General features: G+C 71.0%; 12 protein-coding genes. 11 read left to right on the forward strand and 1 reads right to left on the reverse strand.

Annotated elements, in window-relative coordinates:
* The first annotated feature begins 84 nt into the window (after window positions 1–84).
* The 7 genes from KUV67_05445 to KUV67_05475 all read left to right on the forward strand — a co-directional run bounded on the left by KUV67_05445 (window position 85) and on the right by KUV67_05475 (window position 7,113).
* A complete protein-coding gene (locus KUV67_05445; GenBank protein MBY6204314.1) occupies window positions 85–1,032 on the forward strand; it encodes an ABC transporter ATP-binding protein in 948 nt (315 codons plus the stop codon).
* Window positions 1,029–1,778, forward strand: coding sequence for an ABC transporter permease (locus tag KUV67_05450; GenBank protein MBY6204315.1), 750 nt, complete (start codon window positions 1,029–1,031; stop codon window positions 1,776–1,778). The genes KUV67_05445 and KUV67_05450 overlap by 4 nt, the downstream gene beginning before the upstream one ends.
* Window positions 1,779–1,827: 49 nt before the next feature.
* Complete coding sequence (locus KUV67_05455; GenBank protein MBY6204316.1) at window positions 1,828–3,666, forward strand: amidohydrolase family protein; 1,839 nt, start codon at window positions 1,828–1,830, stop codon at window positions 3,664–3,666.
* Window positions 3,663–4,754: a sensor histidine kinase gene (locus KUV67_05460; GenBank protein ID MBY6204317.1), complete on the forward strand. Its 1,092-nt coding sequence runs from the start codon at window positions 3,663–3,665 to the stop codon at window positions 4,752–4,754. The genes KUV67_05455 and KUV67_05460 overlap by 4 nt, the downstream gene beginning before the upstream one ends.
* Entirely contained in the window at window positions 4,751–5,353 is a 603-nt protein-coding gene (locus tag KUV67_05465) for a response regulator transcription factor (GenBank protein MBY6204318.1), read from the forward strand. The genes KUV67_05460 and KUV67_05465 overlap by 4 nt, the downstream gene beginning before the upstream one ends.
* 93 nt (window positions 5,354–5,446) lie before the next feature.
* Entirely contained in the window at window positions 5,447–6,379 is a 933-nt protein-coding gene (locus KUV67_05470; protein MBY6204319.1) for an alpha/beta hydrolase, read from the forward strand.
* On the forward strand, window positions 6,376–7,113 hold the full coding sequence (locus KUV67_05475) for a DUF1211 domain-containing protein (GenBank protein MBY6204320.1): 738 nt from the start codon (window positions 6,376–6,378) through the stop codon (window positions 7,111–7,113). The genes KUV67_05470 and KUV67_05475 overlap by 4 nt, the downstream gene beginning before the upstream one ends.
* 921 nt (window positions 7,114–8,034) lie before the next feature.
* Here KUV67_05475 and KUV67_05480 read toward each other — a convergent pair.
* Window positions 8,035–8,373, reverse strand: a complete 339-nt coding sequence (locus KUV67_05480; GenBank protein MBY6204321.1) for a P-II family nitrogen regulator — start codon at window positions 8,371–8,373, stop codon at window positions 8,035–8,037.
* A 33-nt stretch (window positions 8,374–8,406) separates the two neighbouring features.
* Here KUV67_05480 and KUV67_05485 point away from each other — a divergent pair, with 33 nt between their 5' ends.
* From KUV67_05485 to KUV67_05500, 4 genes are all read left to right on the forward strand, one after another.
* On the forward strand, window positions 8,407–8,676 hold the full coding sequence (locus KUV67_05485; protein ID MBY6204322.1) for an accessory factor UbiK family protein: 270 nt from the start codon (window positions 8,407–8,409) through the stop codon (window positions 8,674–8,676).
* 358 nt (window positions 8,677–9,034) lie between these two features.
* Window positions 9,035–10,546, forward strand: a complete 1,512-nt coding sequence (locus KUV67_05490) for a YifB family Mg chelatase-like AAA ATPase (protein MBY6204323.1) — start codon at window positions 9,035–9,037, stop codon at window positions 10,544–10,546.
* A gap of 378 nt (window positions 10,547–10,924) precedes the next feature.
* A complete protein-coding gene (locus tag KUV67_05495) occupies window positions 10,925–12,847 on the forward strand; it encodes a BamA/TamA family outer membrane protein (GenBank protein MBY6204324.1) in 1,923 nt (640 codons plus the stop codon).
* Entirely contained in the window at window positions 12,844–16,701 is a 3,858-nt protein-coding gene (locus KUV67_05500) for a translocation/assembly module TamB domain-containing protein (GenBank protein ID MBY6204325.1), read from the forward strand. Before KUV67_05495 ends, KUV67_05500 begins: the two co-directional genes overlap by 4 nt.
* The last annotated feature ends 29 nt before the right edge of the window (window positions 16,702–16,730 follow it).

The following is a 16,730-nucleotide window of genomic DNA, read 5'->3' on the forward strand; positions in this document are numbered from 1 at the left end:
TCATGTCGGAGGCCTGAGGCTTCGCACTACCGGCCGGCGCCTTCCTTCGCGACACTGGCTCCACCCCGAACGAGGAGCCGATCGATGTCCCGCACGCCCACCGCCCCCGTCGCCGAACTAGCCGGCGTGTCGCACGCCTACGGCGCGACCCGCGCCCTCGACGGCGTCGATCTTCGCCTGGAGGCCGGCGAGGTCACCGCCCTGCTCGGCCCGAACGGCGCCGGAAAATCCACCCTGATCCACCTGTTGCTGGGGCTGAAGAGCGTCCAGTCCGGCTCGGTCCGGCTGTTCGGGGCGCATCGCCCGGACGATCGCGCGTGCAGAACCCGGATCGGCACCATGCTGCAGGCCTCGGGCGTGCAGGACAACCTGACCGTGATCGAACTGATCCGACTGTTCGCGAGCTTCTACCCGAAGCACGCGGCCTTCGATGCGCTGGTCGACGAGGCCGGCCTGGCGGGCCTCGAGCATCGGCGCTTCGGCCAGCTGTCAGGCGGCCAGCAGCAACGCGCGCTGTTCGCGCTGGCGGCGGTCGGTGAGCCCGACTGGCTGATCCTCGACGAGCCGACCACGGGGCTCGACCCGGCGGCGCGCCGGCGCCTCTGGCAGGCCATCGAGACGCGGCGCGAGGCCGGTGCATCGATCCTGCTGTGCACCCACTACATGGACGAGGCGCAGCGCCTCGCCGACCGGGTCGTGGTCCTGGACCGCGGCCGGGTGCTGCACCAGGGCACGCCCGACGCGATCCGCCGGCGCGTGCCCCAGGACCGGGTGCGCGTGCGCACCGGGCTGGACCAGGCGACCCTGGCCGCGTTGCCGGCCGTGCAGCAGGCCGAACGGACCGAGGGCGGCGCCGAGCTGCTCTCCTCACGCGGCGTGGAAACGGTCCGCGCGCTGCTGGCCGCCGACCCCGACGCCGAGGACCTGGAGGTCACCGGCGCCGACCTCGAAACCGCGTTCCTGGCGCTGACCGGCGCCGGACCATCGACCGTGTCCACCCCACCGAACCACACCGAAGAGGAGGCCGCATGAACGCCGCCAACCCATCGCTGACCGCATCGCTGCAGCTGGTCCAGGCCCAGTGGCTGAACCTGGTCCGCACCCCGGCCTATACGCTGCCGACGCTGCTGTTCCCGATCATGTTCTACGGCTTCTTCGGCCTGGTGATGATCCGCGCCCAGTCGCTATGGCTCCTGTGCACCTTCGCCACCTTCGGCGTGATGGGTGCGGCGCTGTTCTCGTTCGGCGTCGGCATCGCCACGGAGCGCGCCCAGGGCTGGCTGATGCTGCTGCGCGCCTCGCCGGCGCCGGTCGGCGCCGTGATCGCCGGGAAAGCCTTCGGTGCGGTGCTGTTCGGCCTGGTCATCGTGGTCGCGATGAGCACCATGGCCGCCGTGTTCGGCAACGTGCGCCTGGAGACGGGTCAGTGGCTGGGCCTGGCCGCGGTGCTGGTCGCCGGCAGCCTGCCGTTCTGCCTGATGGGGCTGGCGCTGGGCCTGTGGCTGAAACCGAACGCGGCGCCGGCGGTGCTCAACCTGATCTACCTGCCGCTCGGCTTCCTGTCGGGCCTGTGGATTCCGGCCATGCAGTTCCCGGCCTTCCTGCAGGCAATCGCCGAGTGGCTGCCGCCGTACCACCTGGCCGCGCTGGCGCTGGACGTTACCGGCGCGAAGGCTGCCGCCTGGGGCCCGTCGCTGGTCAACCTGGGTGCTTTCACGCTACTGTTCGCGGTGCTGACCGTGCTGGGCTGGAAGCGGCTCGACGGCACCCGCGGCTGAACGACGACCCGGATCCGCCGACGCGGACCGCATTGCAAGGAGAACCGAAATGAAGAACCTCTGGATCGTACTGGGCGTCGTCGCTGCGCTGCTGGCCGTGCTGCTGTTCCTGCCCGAGCCGCTCGACGACTCGACGGCCGATGACCCAACGACGGCCGTGGCAGCGATGGACGGCGAAGGCGAGGCTGACCGCTCGGATGCCCCCGGAACGAACGCCACGGCCATCGTCGGCGTCCGGCTGTTCGACGGCGAACGGGTCATCGAGGACGCCACGGTCCTGCTGACCGACGGACGGGTCGCCCAGGCCGGACCGAGGGTCTCGGTGATCGTGCCCGACCACGCGACGACCGTGGACGGGGCCGGCCGGACCGCCCTGCCCGGCCTGATCGACGCTCACGTCCACGCCTTCGGACGGGCCCAGGTCGATGCGGCGCGCTTCGGCGTGACCACGCTGCTCGACATGTTCCGCACGCCGGACGACTTCGACCGGCAGCACGCCCAGCGCGAAGGCCGGGAGCCGGTCGGGCAGGCGGACCTGTACTCGGCCGGCTACCTGGCCACGGCCGAAGGCGGCCACGGCACCCAGTACGGCATCGACGTGCCGCTGCCCGAGAGCCCGGAAGGCGCCGCGGCGTGGGTCGACGACCGCCTGGCCGAGGGCTCGGACTGGATCAAGATCGTGGTCGAGGGCGGCGAAGGCTGGGGCGGCGACATCCCCAGCCTCGATGCGGACACGGTGGCGGCCGTGGTCGACGCCGCCCACGCGCGCGGCGTGCTGGCCCTGGCCCACGTCGGCAGCCTGGCGGAGGCCGAGCTGGCGGTCGCCGCCGGCGTCGACGGCCTGGTCCACCTGTTCGGCGACCGTGAAGTCGACGCCGCGACCGCGGCCGCCTGGGCCAAGCGCGGCCTGTTCGTGATCCCGACCACGCCGGTGCTGGCCGGCGCCTACGGCCAGCCCGGCCTGGATCGCCTCGACCGCTTCGAGGCGATCGAGGACCAGCTCTCGGCCGAGCAGCGGCGCAGCCTGGCCGGGTCGTTTCCGAACAGCCAGAACCGGACCGCGATGTGGCCGCGCGTCGAGGCCTCGATCCGGACGCTGCACGCCGCAGGCGTGCCGCTGCTGGCCGGTTCCGACGCGCCGAACCCGGGCACCGCCCACGGCATCAGCCTGCTCGATGCGGTGATCCGGCTCCACCAGGCCGGCCTGTCGCCGATCGAAGCGATGAAGTCGGCGACATCCACGACCGCGTCCGTGTTCACGATGCTGGCCGACGACGACCCGCGCGGCTGCCTCCGGCCCGGCTGCCGTGCGGACCTGCTGCTGGTCTACGGCAATCCGCTCGACGACCCCACCGACCTCCTGCGGATCGCGGAGGTCTGGAAGAACGGTGCGATCGTCGAGCGGGCGCTGCCGGCAGCCGCAGCGCCCGCCGAATCGTCCGGGCCGGCCGCAGCGGCGGACCTGCTGGCCGACCTCACGCACTGGATGCCGGCGGCCGACGACTACATGGGCGGCGCATCGAACGCGTCGATCGAACTGGTCGATGGTGCGTTGCGGGTCGACGGCACCCTGCGCCCGGGCTTCGCCTTCCCGTACGCCGGCGGCATGTGGAGCGCGGCCGACATTCCGATGCAGGCGGTCGATCGTCGCGGCTGGACGTCGTTGACGCTGTCGGTTTCCGGCGAGGTCGACCTGCTGCGCGTGATGTTCTTCTCCGGCAACAGCCCGCAGCCGGTCTGGCGGGACGTCGGGCCGGGCGAAGACATCCGGATCGAGCTCGACGAGCTCGACGGCGTCGACCTGTCCGCCTTCCAGGCCCTGGGCGTGTTCGCCGCCGGCGAGCCCGGTGACTTCGACTTCACGATCGAGCGCGCGCGATTCGAATGAGCGCTCTCGAGCGCTTCCACCGCTGGCTGGTTCCGCCCGCCTCCGAGCAGGGCTGGACCGCCTACCTGTGGCTGGTCTACCTCTCGTTCTTCTTCATCGAGTGGTTCTTCCGGCCCGTCCCGGCCGTGGAGTTCGCGCTCTCGCTGGTCACCGTGGCCGCATTCCTCGCGCTGTACTTCAGCGCCTACCGGCGCCGCGGCCCGGCCGCGCTCGCCCACGTGGCGGCGATCGCCGCCCTGGGCGTGGCCTGGGCCCCGTTCAATTCGGGCAGCAGCGTGCTGTTCATCTACGCGGCCAGCTTCGCCCACCAGGCCGGACGCCCGCGGCAGACCGTCTGGATCGTGATCGGCATCGCCGCCCTGGCCGGGCTGACCGCGCTGTGGGCCCAGCCGGTGCTGTTCTACTGGCTGCCGGGGGTGTTCATCAGCCTGGTCATCGGCTCGGCCAACATCTTCTTCGGCGAGCAGCAGCGGCGGAACGCGGCGCTTCGGCTCAGCCAGGCCGAGGTCCGACGGCTGGCGCGAGTGGCCGAACGCGAGCGGATCGCGCGCGACCTGCACGACGTGCTCGGCCACACGCTCTCGCTGATCGCGGTCAAGAGCGAACTGGCCGGCCGGCTGCTGGATCGGGACCCCGACCGGGCCCGCGAAGAGATCGAATCGCTCGGGGCCACGGCGCGCGAGGCCCTGGCCGAGGTGCGCGAAGCCATCCAGGGGGTCCGCGAACAGGACCTCTGCGAGGCGCTGGAGCAGGCCCGCCTGAGCCTGCGCTCCGCCGACGTCGAACTGGAGCTGGACACGGCCGAGGCGCCCGAACTGCCGGCGCGCACCCAGGCCATGCTGGCGCTGATCGTGCGCGAGGCAGTGACCAACATCCTGCGCCACGCCGACGCACGGCGCTGCACGATCCGCCTCGCACCGAACGGGCGCGGCGGCAGCGTGCTGGAGATCCACGACGACGGCCGCGGCACGATCCGGCCCGACGGCAGCGGGGTCGCCGGGATGCGCGCCCGGGTCGAGTCCCTGGGCGGCGAACTGGAGCTCGGCGCCGGCCGGCTCCGGGCCAGCATCCCGGAGACGGCGCGATGATCCGGCTGCTCCTCGCCGAAGACCAGGCGCTGCTGCTCGGCGCGCTGGGCTCGCTGTTGGACCTCGAAGACGACCTCGAGGTGGTGGCGCGGGCCGCCGACGGCGACCAGGCCCGGGCGGCGGTCGAGACGCATCGACCCGATCTCGTCGTCACCGACATCGAGATGCCCGGCACCACCGGCCTGGAACTGGCCGAATGGCTGCGCGATTCGCATCCGGACTGCGCGGTGGTGATCCTGACCACCTTCGCCCGGCCGGGCTACCTGCGCCGGGCGCTGGATGCCGGCGTCCGCGGCTACCTGCTGAAGGAGACCCCGGTCGAACAGCTGGCCGATGCCCTGCGCCGCATCCACGCCGGGCAGCGGGTCATCGACCCCGAGCTGGCGTTGACGGCCTTCGACGGCAAGGATCCGCTGACCGAGCGCGAGCGCCAGGTCCTCCGGCTGGCCGGCGAAGGTCGGTCGAACGCCGAGATCGGCAGGCGACTGCACCTGGCCGACGGCACGGTGCGCAACTACCTGTCCGAAGCGATCGGAAAACTCGGCGCGGAGAATCGCATCGAGGCCTACCGGATCGCCCGCGACCAGGGCTGGCTATGACGCACCGGGCCCGACTTCCCGTTGCGGCGGCGGCATACTTGCAAGCGAACTTGCCCGCATTCCTGCCAACCGTCTTGCCAACATAATCGCGCCATGCCTCCGTCAACCCTGTTCCGAGTCCTGCTCCTCGCGGCCGCCGTCGGCCTCGCCGGTTGTGCCGGCCTGCCGTCGACGAGCGACCCCAAGTCCGCCGCCGAAGCCTACCTCGACCCGCAACCGCCGCCCGACGCGGTGATCGTCTGGGGGCCGTACCAGCGCCAGTTCGGCGAACTGCGCATGCCCGAGGGCGCGGGTCCGCACCCGGTTGTGGTGATGCTGCACGGCGGCTGCTGGCTGGCCGACTACGACCAGGGCTACATGGCCGGCCTGGCCGACGCCGTGCGCGACGAGGGCTTCGCGGTCTGGACCGTGGGCTTCCGGCGGATCGGCGAACCGGGCGGCGGCTGGCCCAATACCCTGTTCGACGTCGCCGAGGGCACCGACCACGTGCGCGAACTCGCCGCCGAGTACCCGGTCGACCCCGAGCGCGTGGTCGCGGTCGGCCATTCGGCCGGCGGCCAGCTGGCGCTGTGGCTGGCCAGCCGCCGCTCCCAGCCCGACGACAGCCCGTTCCGCGACGAGACCGCGCTCGAGATCGACGGCGTGCTCGCACTGGCCGCGGCCGCCGACCTGGCCGGCCTTTCGGACCGCCGGACCTGCTCCGATGCCGCGACCCGGCTGATCGGCGGCAGCCCGGAGCTGCACCCGGACCGCTACGCGCTGGCCTCGCCGGTCGAACGCGTGCCGCTGGGCGTGAAGCAGATCCTGGTCAACGGCGACCTCGACGCGACCTGGTCGGCGCCGGCCGACGCCTACTACGAGGCCGCGCTCGAGGCCGGCGACCCCGTCGAGCGGCGGGTGGTGACCGGGGCCGGGCACTTCGAACTGGTCGATCCGCGATCGTCGGCCTGGCCGGTGGTGCGCGACGCCCTGCGGGAACTGGTCGACGGCGAGACGCCCTCGCCGGCGGCCGACATCGCACCATGAGCGCCCGGGCCGCGGTCGACGGGGTCAAGCTCGGGCCGGACGGCCATCCTCGTCGCGGCGCACAGATGACCCGGCTGGAAACCTTCACCGACGCCGCCTTCGCGTTCGCCGCGGCGCTTCTGGCCATCTCGATCGACGAGATTCCCGGCAACTACCAGGAACTGATCGAGGCCATGAAGGGGGCGCCCGCCTTCATCGCCAGCTTTGCGATCCTGTTCCTGTTCTGGCGCGCCCACCAGGTCTGGAGCGACAAGTTCGGCCTCGAGGACCTTCGTTCGACGCTGCTGACCGCGGCCCTGGTCGTGGTCATCATGATCTACGTGTACCCGCTGAAGATCCTGTTCAGCGCCGGCCTGAGCACCGCCACGGGCGGCTGGCTGCCGAGCGAATTCCAGCTCGACAGCCTGCACCACTTCCGGGTCATGGTGTCCGTCTACGGCATCGGCTTCGCGGCTGTCGCCGGCATCGTCGCCGGCCTGTACCTGAACGCCGCATCGTTCGCCGACGACCTGGCGATGAGCGCCAAGGAGCTCTACGACACGCGGTCCGAGGCGCTGGCGTGGTTCATCGTCGGCCTGTTCGGCGTCGCCTCGTTCGCTCTGGCCTGGCTGCTCGACGGGCCCTGGGTCTCGGTGTCGGCGTGGATGTACAACCTGCTGATCGTCTACGGCCCGCTGTTCACCTGGCTGCAGAAGAGAACCTGGCAGAAACGGGTGCAGCGGGGCGAGGTGTGAGCTCGCCGTGTCCGACATCGGCCTGACCCCCTTCGCTCGCAAGCTCACTCCCACAGGCGGGATTGCGGGATGACTTCCGGGCTGCTCGGTCCCTTGTAGGAGTGAGCTTGCAAGCGAATCCCTGACCTGACTCGTCCAGGAACAAGGCTTCCTCCCTGCCTCCTGAGGGAGTGAGCTTGCGAGCGAATGCCCTGCTCTGACCCTTCCAAGGACAAGGCCTCCTCCTGGCTCCTGTGGGAGTGAGCTCGCGAGCGAATGCCCTGCTCTGACCCTTCCAAGGACAAGGCTTTTTCTCTGGCTCCTGTGGGAGTGAGCTTGCGAGCGAATGCCCTGCTATCACCCTTCCAAGGACAAGGCTTTCTCCCTGGCTCCTGTGGGAGTGAGCTCGCGAGCGAATCGGCCGAATCAGATGTTCGCTCGCAAGCTCACTCCCACAGATGGAGCATTCAGATGGAGCTTCGGTTGGATTCGAGGGTCGAGCCGCGAGGAAGCGCCGGACGCAACCCCTCAACGAACCCGGAATCCAGAAGGCCGATGGATCGTCGTCGCTGCTGGTGATGACGAGCGGAGAGAACTCCGGAGCGCCCGCTGATCTTTCTAGGAGAGGACCGATGGATTTCGTTCCCTGCGTGCGATGAGGCGCTCGTTTCGACCGCAGCGTACGAGCGATACGTGAGGATCGAAACGAGCAACGAAGCGCGCGCAGGGGGCGAAAGACGCGGTCCTGGCGACGAGACGCGGCCCCGGCAAGCGCCGCACGCAGTCCATCAGCCTCTCACCGAACCCGAAATCCAGAAGGCCGATGGATCGTCGTCGCTGCGGGTGATGACGAGCGGAGAGAACTCTGGAGCGCACTCAAGAGTGCGTGAGGAAGTCGAACCGCGAGGAAGCGCCGGCAGCGACGACGAGACGCGGCCCGGGCTACAAGGCCTGGTCGTTTTCCTCGCCGGTCCGTATCCGCACCACCCGCTCGATCGAGGTCACGAAGATCTTGCCGTCGCCGATCCGTCCGGACGATGCGGTTTCCTGGATGACTTCGACGACGCGTTCGACCTGGTCGTCGCCGACGGCGATCTCGAGCTTGAGTTTCGGCAGGAAGTCGACGACGTATTCGGCGCCCCGGTACAACTCCGTATGGCCCTTCTGGCGGCCGAAGCCCTTGACCTCGCTGACGGTCATGCCGGCCACCCCGGCTTCGCCCAGGGCGTCGCGGACATCGTCGAGCTTGAACGGCTTGATGATCGCGGTGATCAGTTTCACGGTCGGGCCTCCACCGGCGTTGCGTACAATCCGATGAGTGTACTGAACCGAGCAACGAACCACATGCGCCCCGACCTGAAGACCCTCGACGAACTGACCCGCCGCCTGGTCGACGCCATGCCGGGCGAGCTGAAGAACGCCCGCGACGACCTGCGTCAGCGCTTCCGACAGGTGCTGGAATCCCAGCTGGCGCGGATGGACCTGGTCACGCGCGAGGAGTTCGAGATCCAGAAGCGCGTGCTGGAGCGTTCGCGCGAGACCCTGGAACAACTGAAGGAACGGCTGGACAAGTTCGAGAAGTAAGCTCGCCGCGGGCCTTGCGACTCGCCGACCCTTCGCGAGCAAGGCTCGCTCCTACAGGCCTGCGTGCCCGAGCGCATGGATCGTCCTCGTGTTGGAGAGCGCTTGCGCGCGACCGGGCTCATCCAGCCTTCGCTCGCAAGCTCGCTCCCACAGGAGTACCCTCGAGCGGCCCGCGAGCCGAACCGAACTCCCGACCGGGGGAGCGAGCTTGCGAGCAAAGGCCTGAATCTTTTTATCGACTCCGAGAGCGCCTCGGTGCAGATCGAGCCGATTTCCTACACGTCTGTCGGAGTCTGACCGACGCGCGCGATGTCCCGGCCGGGGCACGGTAGGCGCTGTTCCGAACCGTAGCGCTGCGATGTCGCTTGCCGTTGTCCACACGCGCGCCCAGCTGGGCGTGACCGCGCCGCCGGTCCGGGTCGAGGTGCACCTGGCCAACGGGCTGCCGGCGTTCAATATCGTCGGCCTGCCCGAGACCGCCGTGCGCGAGTCCCGCGACCGAGTGCGCGCGGCGATCGCCAACTCGGGCTTCCAGCCGCCGGCGACCCGCGTGACCGTTTCGCTGGCGCCGGCCGACCTGCCGAAGGACGGCGGGCGCTTCGACCTGCCCATCGCGCTCGGCGTGCTGGTGGCCTCTAAACAGCTCCGGACCGACCGACTCGACGCGTTCGAGTTTCTCGGCGAGCTGGCGCTCGGCGGCGAGGTCCGCGGCGTGGTCGGCGCGCTGCCGGCGCTGATCCGGGCCCGCGACGCGGGACGCACGCTGGTGCTGCCGGCCGACAACGCCGCCGAGGCCGGGCTGGTCCGCGCCGAGGCCGGCCCGCCGCCATGCCGGCTCGCCGGGCACCTGACCGAGGTGGCGTCGGCGCTCCGCGGCCAGGCGGAGTTGGCCGTCCCCCGGCCGACCGGTGCCGTCGCCGAACCCGACCCCGCCGACCTGGCCGACGTGCGCGGGCAGAACCGGGCGCGCCGCGCGCTCGAAGTCGCCGCGGCCGGCGGCCACAACCTGCTGTTCATCGGTCCGCCGGGCACGGGCAAGACCCTGCTGGCCTCGCGCCTGCCGGGCATCCTGCCCCCGATGGCCGAGACCGAAGCGCTGGAGGCAGCCGCGATCGCGTCGGTCTGCGGCGAGCCGCTGGACCCGGCCCGCTGGCGCCAGCGGCCCTTCCGTGCGCCGCACCATACGGCCAGCGGCGTCGCGCTGGTCGGCGGAGGCACTCGGCCGCGTCCCGGCGAGGTCTCGCGGGCCCACCACGGCGTGCTGTTCCTCGACGAGCTGCCGGAGTTCGACCGACGGGTGCTCGACGTGCTGCGCGAACCGCTGGAATCGGGCCGCATCGTCATCTCGCGCGCCGCGCTGCAAGCGGAGTTTCCGGCCGAGGTGCAGCTGGTCGCGGCGATGAACCCGTGCCCCTGCGGCTACGCCGGGGACCCGTCCGGCCGCTGCCGCTGCACCCCCGACCAGGTGGCCCGCTATCAGTCGCGGGTCTCCGGACCGCTGCTCGACCGGATCGACCTGCACGTCGAAGTCCCGCGCCAGCGCCTCGGCGAGTACCCGCCCGGCGAGCCCAGCTCCGCGGTGCGCGAACGGGTCGACGCGGCCCGTCGCCGCCAGGCCGAGCGCGGCGTGATCAACGCCCGCCTGTCGCCGGCCCAGACCGCTCGCCATGCCGCGCTCGACCGGGCCGGCGAACAGCTGCTCGAACGCGCCTGCGATCGACTCGGTCTGTCAGCGCGGGCCCACCAACGGATCCTGCGCGTCGCCCGCACCCTCGCCGACCTCGACGACGCCCGATCGATCGGCCGCACCCACCTGGCCGAAGCCATCGGCTTTCGCCAGCTCGACCGCTCGACGCCAATCGGCCCGTGAGCACGACGGTCGGATTATCCGGCTTGTGGGAGCGAGCTTGCGGGCGAACGCCGAGCCATTCACCTTCGCGAGCAAGCTCCCTCCAACAGGCCCCGGCTTCGGTGCAAGCAGAACGCCCCGACCTGTTGGAGGCCGCTCGCGCGCGAACCGCCCGTCGCAAACGCTTCCCGAGCAAGCTCGCTCCAACAGACCCCGCCCCGGTTCCTGGCGCGCGTTGAACGCGTCCCCGGTTCACCCCGCCCTCCTCGGCGTTATCTCATCCCCAGTCCCTCGCCCCTTTTCCCTTCCCCCTACTAGCCCCGAGTCCCTTTCCCCGAGTCCCTCCCCCTAACAAACCCTTTACCAAAGTCAGCCGGCAGGCAAGGTAGAGTCTTGGCAATGCATCCACGTCTTCCAATCCACGCGCGACGGATCGCGGCTCTCCTGCTGCTGATCGGTATCGTGTCCGCGCACGCCGCGACGGTCCGCACCGAGGTCTCCGGCCTGGACGGCGAGACGCTGGCCAACGTGCGCGCTTCGCTGTCGCTGGTGCAGGCCGAATCGCTCGACGACGTTTCGGTCTGGCGCTTGCGCCAGATGGCCGACGATGCTGCCGAGGAAGTCCGCCTGGCGCTGCAGCCCTTCGGCCTCTACAACCCGCGCGTCGCGGTGCGCCTGCTCGAGCCCGACGGACCGGAGGCGCCGTGGACCGCCCGGGTCCAGGTGGTGCCCGGCGACCCGGTGCGCATCGAGCGCGCGCAGATCCGGATCGACGGGCCGGCGGCGGAGCTGGCCGAGTTCGACCGCTGGCGAACGGACTGGCCGCTGCCCGAGGGCAGCGTCCTGCGCCACCTCGCCTGGCGGCAGCACCTGGACCGCCTGGACGGCCTGGCCGACGATCTGGGCTTCTTCGAGGCGCGCTACCTGGACCGCCGGATCGAAGTCGAGCCATTCCGCAACGAGGCGACCATCGATCTCCACTACGACGGCGGACCGCGCTATGCCTTCGGCGAAGTGGACTTCGGCGAGGTCGCCTTCGACGCGGACCTGATGCGGCGCCTGACCGTGATCGACGGCGGACAAGCCTACGTGGCCGGCGAACTGGACCGCCAGCGCGAAGTGCTGGCTCGCAGCGGCTACTTCGAGAGCGTGATCGTCGAGACCCGGCGCGATCCTGAGCGCGACGCCGTCGACCTGCGCTACGAACTCGAGCGGCGGCCGCCGAACACCTATCGCGCCCTGGCCGGCTTCGGCACCGATACGGGCGCCCGGATCCAGCTCGGCTGGCAGCGTCACTACGTCGGCGACGGCGGCGATCGCTTCGACATGCGCTTCGGGGCCCAGCAGGCCGACCAGGAATTCATCTACCGGCTGGACTACCAACGTCCCTTCGGCAGCCTGCCGGCCAATTTCCTGACCGGCGGCCTGCTGCTCAAGCGCGAGCGCGACCGCTTCCGCTTCGAGGACGAGAACGATATCGAGCCGGTCTTCGAATCCTTCGGCGGCAACCGTAACCAGGCCCAGGTCACCTTCGGCCGGCTGCGCGAACGATTGATCCTGGACGACTACAGCCCGCTCGAAGAGCGACTCTTCGTGACCGTGCTGAAGGAACAGTTCGATGCGTTCTCGGCCGAGTCCCTGAGCGAGGAACAGAGCGCGCTGCTGGCGAACTACCCCGATCTGCGGCGCTTCCTCGACACGGACACGCAGACCCTGGCCGCCGGCGCCGAGTGGACCCTGTTCCGGCTTCGCGGCGAAGGCTTCGGCCAGGAAGGCCAGTACGCCCAGGTCCGCTTCCTCGGCTCGAGCGAGGCGGCCGGCTCGGACGTCAGCTTCGCCCAGGCCTACGGCACCGCGCGCTGGCACTGGCAGTTCCTGCCGCGGCACAAGCTCCTGCTGCGCGGCGAGGTCGGCTACACGGAGGCCGACACCACGACCTTCGACCTGCAGCTGCCGGACGACCCGCGCCGGCTGGAGCTCGAAATCACCGAGCTGCCCGAGCTGTTCCGGTTCAAGACCGGCGGCGATCGCACCGTGCGCGGCTACGCCTTCGAGGACCTGAGCACCAACCGCAACGGCGCCAACCACCTGCTGGTCGGCTCGGCCGAATACGAGTTCAACTTCTACGGCGACTTTTCCGTGGCCGCGTTCTACGATGTCGGCAATGCGTTCAACGACTGGAAGGAACCGGAGCTGAAGGCCGGCGCCGGCGTGGGCGTTCGCTGGTACACGCTGATCGGACCGGTGCAGCTGGACTTCGCCCGCGCGTTCGCCGACGACAGCCTGCGCATTCACTTCACCATCGGGACCAAGCTGCTGTGAAGAAGCGAACCCTCGTCCGCCTGGGGCTGGCACTGGCCGTTCTCGTCGGCGTTCTGTTGCTCGCGGCGATGATCGCCTGGTGGTGGCTGACCGCCACCCGGAGCGGCGCGGAGTTCTTACTCGGCCAGGCCCAGTCGAGGACCGAGCGGCTCGAGTGGTCGCGCGCCGAAGGCAGCCTGAGCGACGGCCTGGTGCTCGACGACCTCGAGTTCGCGCAGGCCGGACTCGAGGTCTCGGCCGGCCGCATCGACCTCGCGGTGGGCCTCACGCCGTTCCCCCCGTTCGACGTACAGATCGAACGCCTTGCGCTGACCGACGTGACCGTCACGCTGCCGCCGGCCGACCCCGACGCGCAGGCCGAACCGTTCCGGCCCGGCAACTACGCGCTGCCGATCCCGGTGGGGGTGGACCGGCTCCGGCTCGACGGCCTGACGGTCAACGACGCCGACGGCGCGGAACTGCTGCGAATCGAGCGCGCCGCCCTGTCCGGCTCGGCCTTCGCCGCACTGCATCTCGAGCGCCTCGAGGTCGAGTCGCCGCAGGGCACGCTGCGCCTGCAGGGTCGGGCCGGCCTGGCCGAGCCGTGGACGATGGACCTCGACGCGGAGCTCCGCCCCGTGCTCGACGACCTCGACCTGGCCGCCGACGTCGCGCTGGACGGCCCGCTGGACCGCCTGTCCATCGGCGCGGACCTGCGCGGCGCCGTGCGCGGGCAGCTGGAGGCCGAGCTGCGCGGCCTGCCCGACCCGGGCGCCTTGAGCGGTCGCCTGGACTGGACCGGCGCGATCGTGAACTGGCCCGGCCTGGACGGGCGGATCGACGAGATGGAAATCCATATCGAAGGCCGGGCCGGCGACTGGCAGGCGGACGCCGAGTCGCGGGTCGCCCTCGCCCGGGCGCCGGAGACGGACGTGTCGCTGGAGGCCCGGGGCGGAGCGGACGCGATCGAGCAGGCCACGCTGGTCGCGCGCCTGCTCGACGGCGAGCTTCGGGCCACCGGGCAGGCGAACTGGGCCGAGGCCCCGACCGGGTCGGCCACGATCGAACTGTCCGGCCTGGACTTTACCTCGCTGTACCCGGAATGGCCCAGCCAGGCGCGTCTCGCCGGCACGGTCGAGGCGCGGGTGACCCCCGAAGCGGTGGTGGTCGAAGGCTTCGCCCTGCAGGCGCCGCCGGCCGAACTGCGCGTCGATGGCCAGGGCCGCTACCGGTTCGAGGACCGGCACGCGTCGGTTGCCCTGGACTGGACCGAACTGGTCTGGCCGCCGGTGCTCGACGACAGCGAGCCGCTGTTTTCCAGCGCCGCCGGGCGCTTCGAGGGCCGCGGCACGCTGGAGGAATGGCAGGCCGAGCTCGGCGCGTGGCTGCAGCTGCCCGACCAGCCCCGGACCCGGGTCGAGATCGACGCCGAAGGCGATCGGACGCAGGCCCGGATCGAGCGCGGGATGATCCGGCCCGACGATGCCGGACAGCTTCGCTTTTCCGGCCGCGCCGGCCTCGGCGAGGTGCCGACGGCCGACCTGGACCTCGCGCTGGAACGCTTCGATCCGGGCGTTTTCGTCCCGCAGCTGCCGGGCCGGGTCGACGGACAGGCCCGGCTGGACCTGGCCGGCGAGGACCTGGCACTGGAAATCCGCTCGCTGGGCGGCCAGATCCGCGGCCAGCCGCTGGCCGGCGACGGCGAGCTGCGCATCGCCGGCACCCGCGTGGAACGCGCGTCGGTGGAGCTGGCGCTCGGCGAGAACCGCGCCGTGATCGACCGCCCGGGCCCAACGGCATGGACCGTGTCGATCGACGCGGACCGGCTCGACCAGGTCTGGCCGACGCTTGCCGGAGAGCTGACCGCCGATACCGTGGTCCGGACCGACGAACGCCGGCTCGAGTGGGAGCTCGCCAGTCCCGGGGTGATCGTCGGCGCGCGGCGCGCCGGCGCGCTCCAATCGCGCGGGGTGGTCGAGTGGGGCGAGCAACCCTCGGCCACGGCGCGCATCACGGCCGAGGACATCGACCTGAACCCCTGGGAGCGGCTCGACCGGGTCGAACTGACGCTGGTCGGCGATTGCCGGCAGCACCGGCTCAACGCTTACGCCAGCGGGACCCGCGCCACGCTGGACCTGGCCGCGGGCGGAATGTTGGCGGATTGCGCGAACCCGGCCGAGGCGTGGCAGGGACAGATCGACCGCCTGGTGATCGCCGAAACCCCGCTCGGCCTGTGGCGCCTCGACCGGCCGCTGGAGATCGCCTACGGGGCGGATCGCATCACGGCCGGCCCCGCCTGCCTGTGGACCACGGGCCACGACGGCCGACTGTGCCTGAACGAACTCGATGCGGCCGTCGGCCCGTCGGCGAGCGAAGGCCGGGCCGCGGTGGCATTCAATGCGGTGCCGACCGACCTGGTGCTGTTGCCGCTGGACCCGGCCTTCTCGATCGGCACGGAGTTGCGCGGCCTGGCCCGGGTCGCCTGGGACGGCGCCGGCCTCACCGGCGTCGACGGCCGCCTGCTGATGGATTCGGGACCGGTGCAGCTGCTGGGCACCGATGGCGAACTGCTGACCATCGAGGGCGCCGACCTGGCGCTGGCCTCGCCCGAACCGCGATCGGTGCAGGCCGACCTGGACCTGCGTCTCGAAGGCGCCAGCACTATCGTGGGCCGGGTCGCCATCCCGAACGTCAACGATCCGTCGACCACGAGCATCGACGGTCGCCTGTCCCTGAACCTGCCGCGCTTGTCCGCCTTCAATCGCCTGGTCCCGCAGCTGGATCGGCTGCAGGGCCGCCTCGACGCCGAACTTACGGTCGCAGGCCCGTTGCTCGCCCCCGAGTTCGACGGCGAGGCCCGGCTCCGCGAAGGCCGGATCGTGCACGCCCCCTACGGCATGGACCTGACCGCGATCGATCTCACGCTCGACGCGGACCAGACCGGCGGCCGATTGACGGGCGCCTTCCAAGCCGGGGACGGCCGGGCCCGGATCGACGGCCGCATGGCCAGGGAGACCGGCGCCTGGCGCGGGCGGGTCGCCGTCGACGGAGAGGGCCTGCAGCTGTTCGATGCGGAGTGGCTGCGGATGACGATCAGCCCCGACCTCGCGGCTCGCTTCGAGGCCGACGGCCTCGAGCTCGACGGAACCCTGGTCGTGGACTCGGCCCTGCTCGGCCTGCCCCCGGGCTCCGAATCCCGGATCCAGCCCTCGGACGACGTGGTCATCGTCGGCGCCGAACCCGAGGACGAGGACGCTGCTGCCGAAACCGCGCCGATTCGCCCGATCGTCGGGACCGTCGGGCTGCGCCTGGGCGACGACGTGAGGATGGAAGCCGCCGGCATGACCACCCGGCTGGCCGGCGAACTGGACATCACCTGGAACGGCGACGGAATGATGCCCACGGCCGACGGCCGCATCCAGCTGGTCGACGGGGCCTATCGTTCCTACGGCCAGAACCTGGAAGTGCGCAGCGGCGACGTGATCTTCTCCAACCGGCCGATCGACAATCCGCGCCTGGACATCGAGGCGGTCCGCGAGATCTTCGGCGACCCGTCGGTCGAATACGCGGGGGTCCAGATCCGGGGCCCGGCCCAGGACCCGGAGATCGAGCTGTTCACCACGCCGCCGTCGAGCCGGGCGAAGGCGCTGGCCTACGTGCTCACCGGGGCCGAGTTCGATCACGCGGCCGGCCAGGGCGCGTTCAACGTCGGGTTCTGGGTGCTGCCGCGGCTGTTCGTCAGCTACGGCCTGGGCCTGTTCGACACCGGCAACGTGCTGGCGGCCCGCTTCGAACTGTCGCGCCGGTGGGGCCTGCGGGCCACGTCGGGCGAAAGCGACACCGGCGCCGACGTGAGCTTTATGATAGATCGCTGAACCCACACGGTCCGTACCCGGGAGTTCGC

Source organism: Halomonas denitrificans (assembly GCA_019800895.1).
Lineage (GTDB): Bacteria > Pseudomonadota > Gammaproteobacteria > Xanthomonadales > Wenzhouxiangellaceae.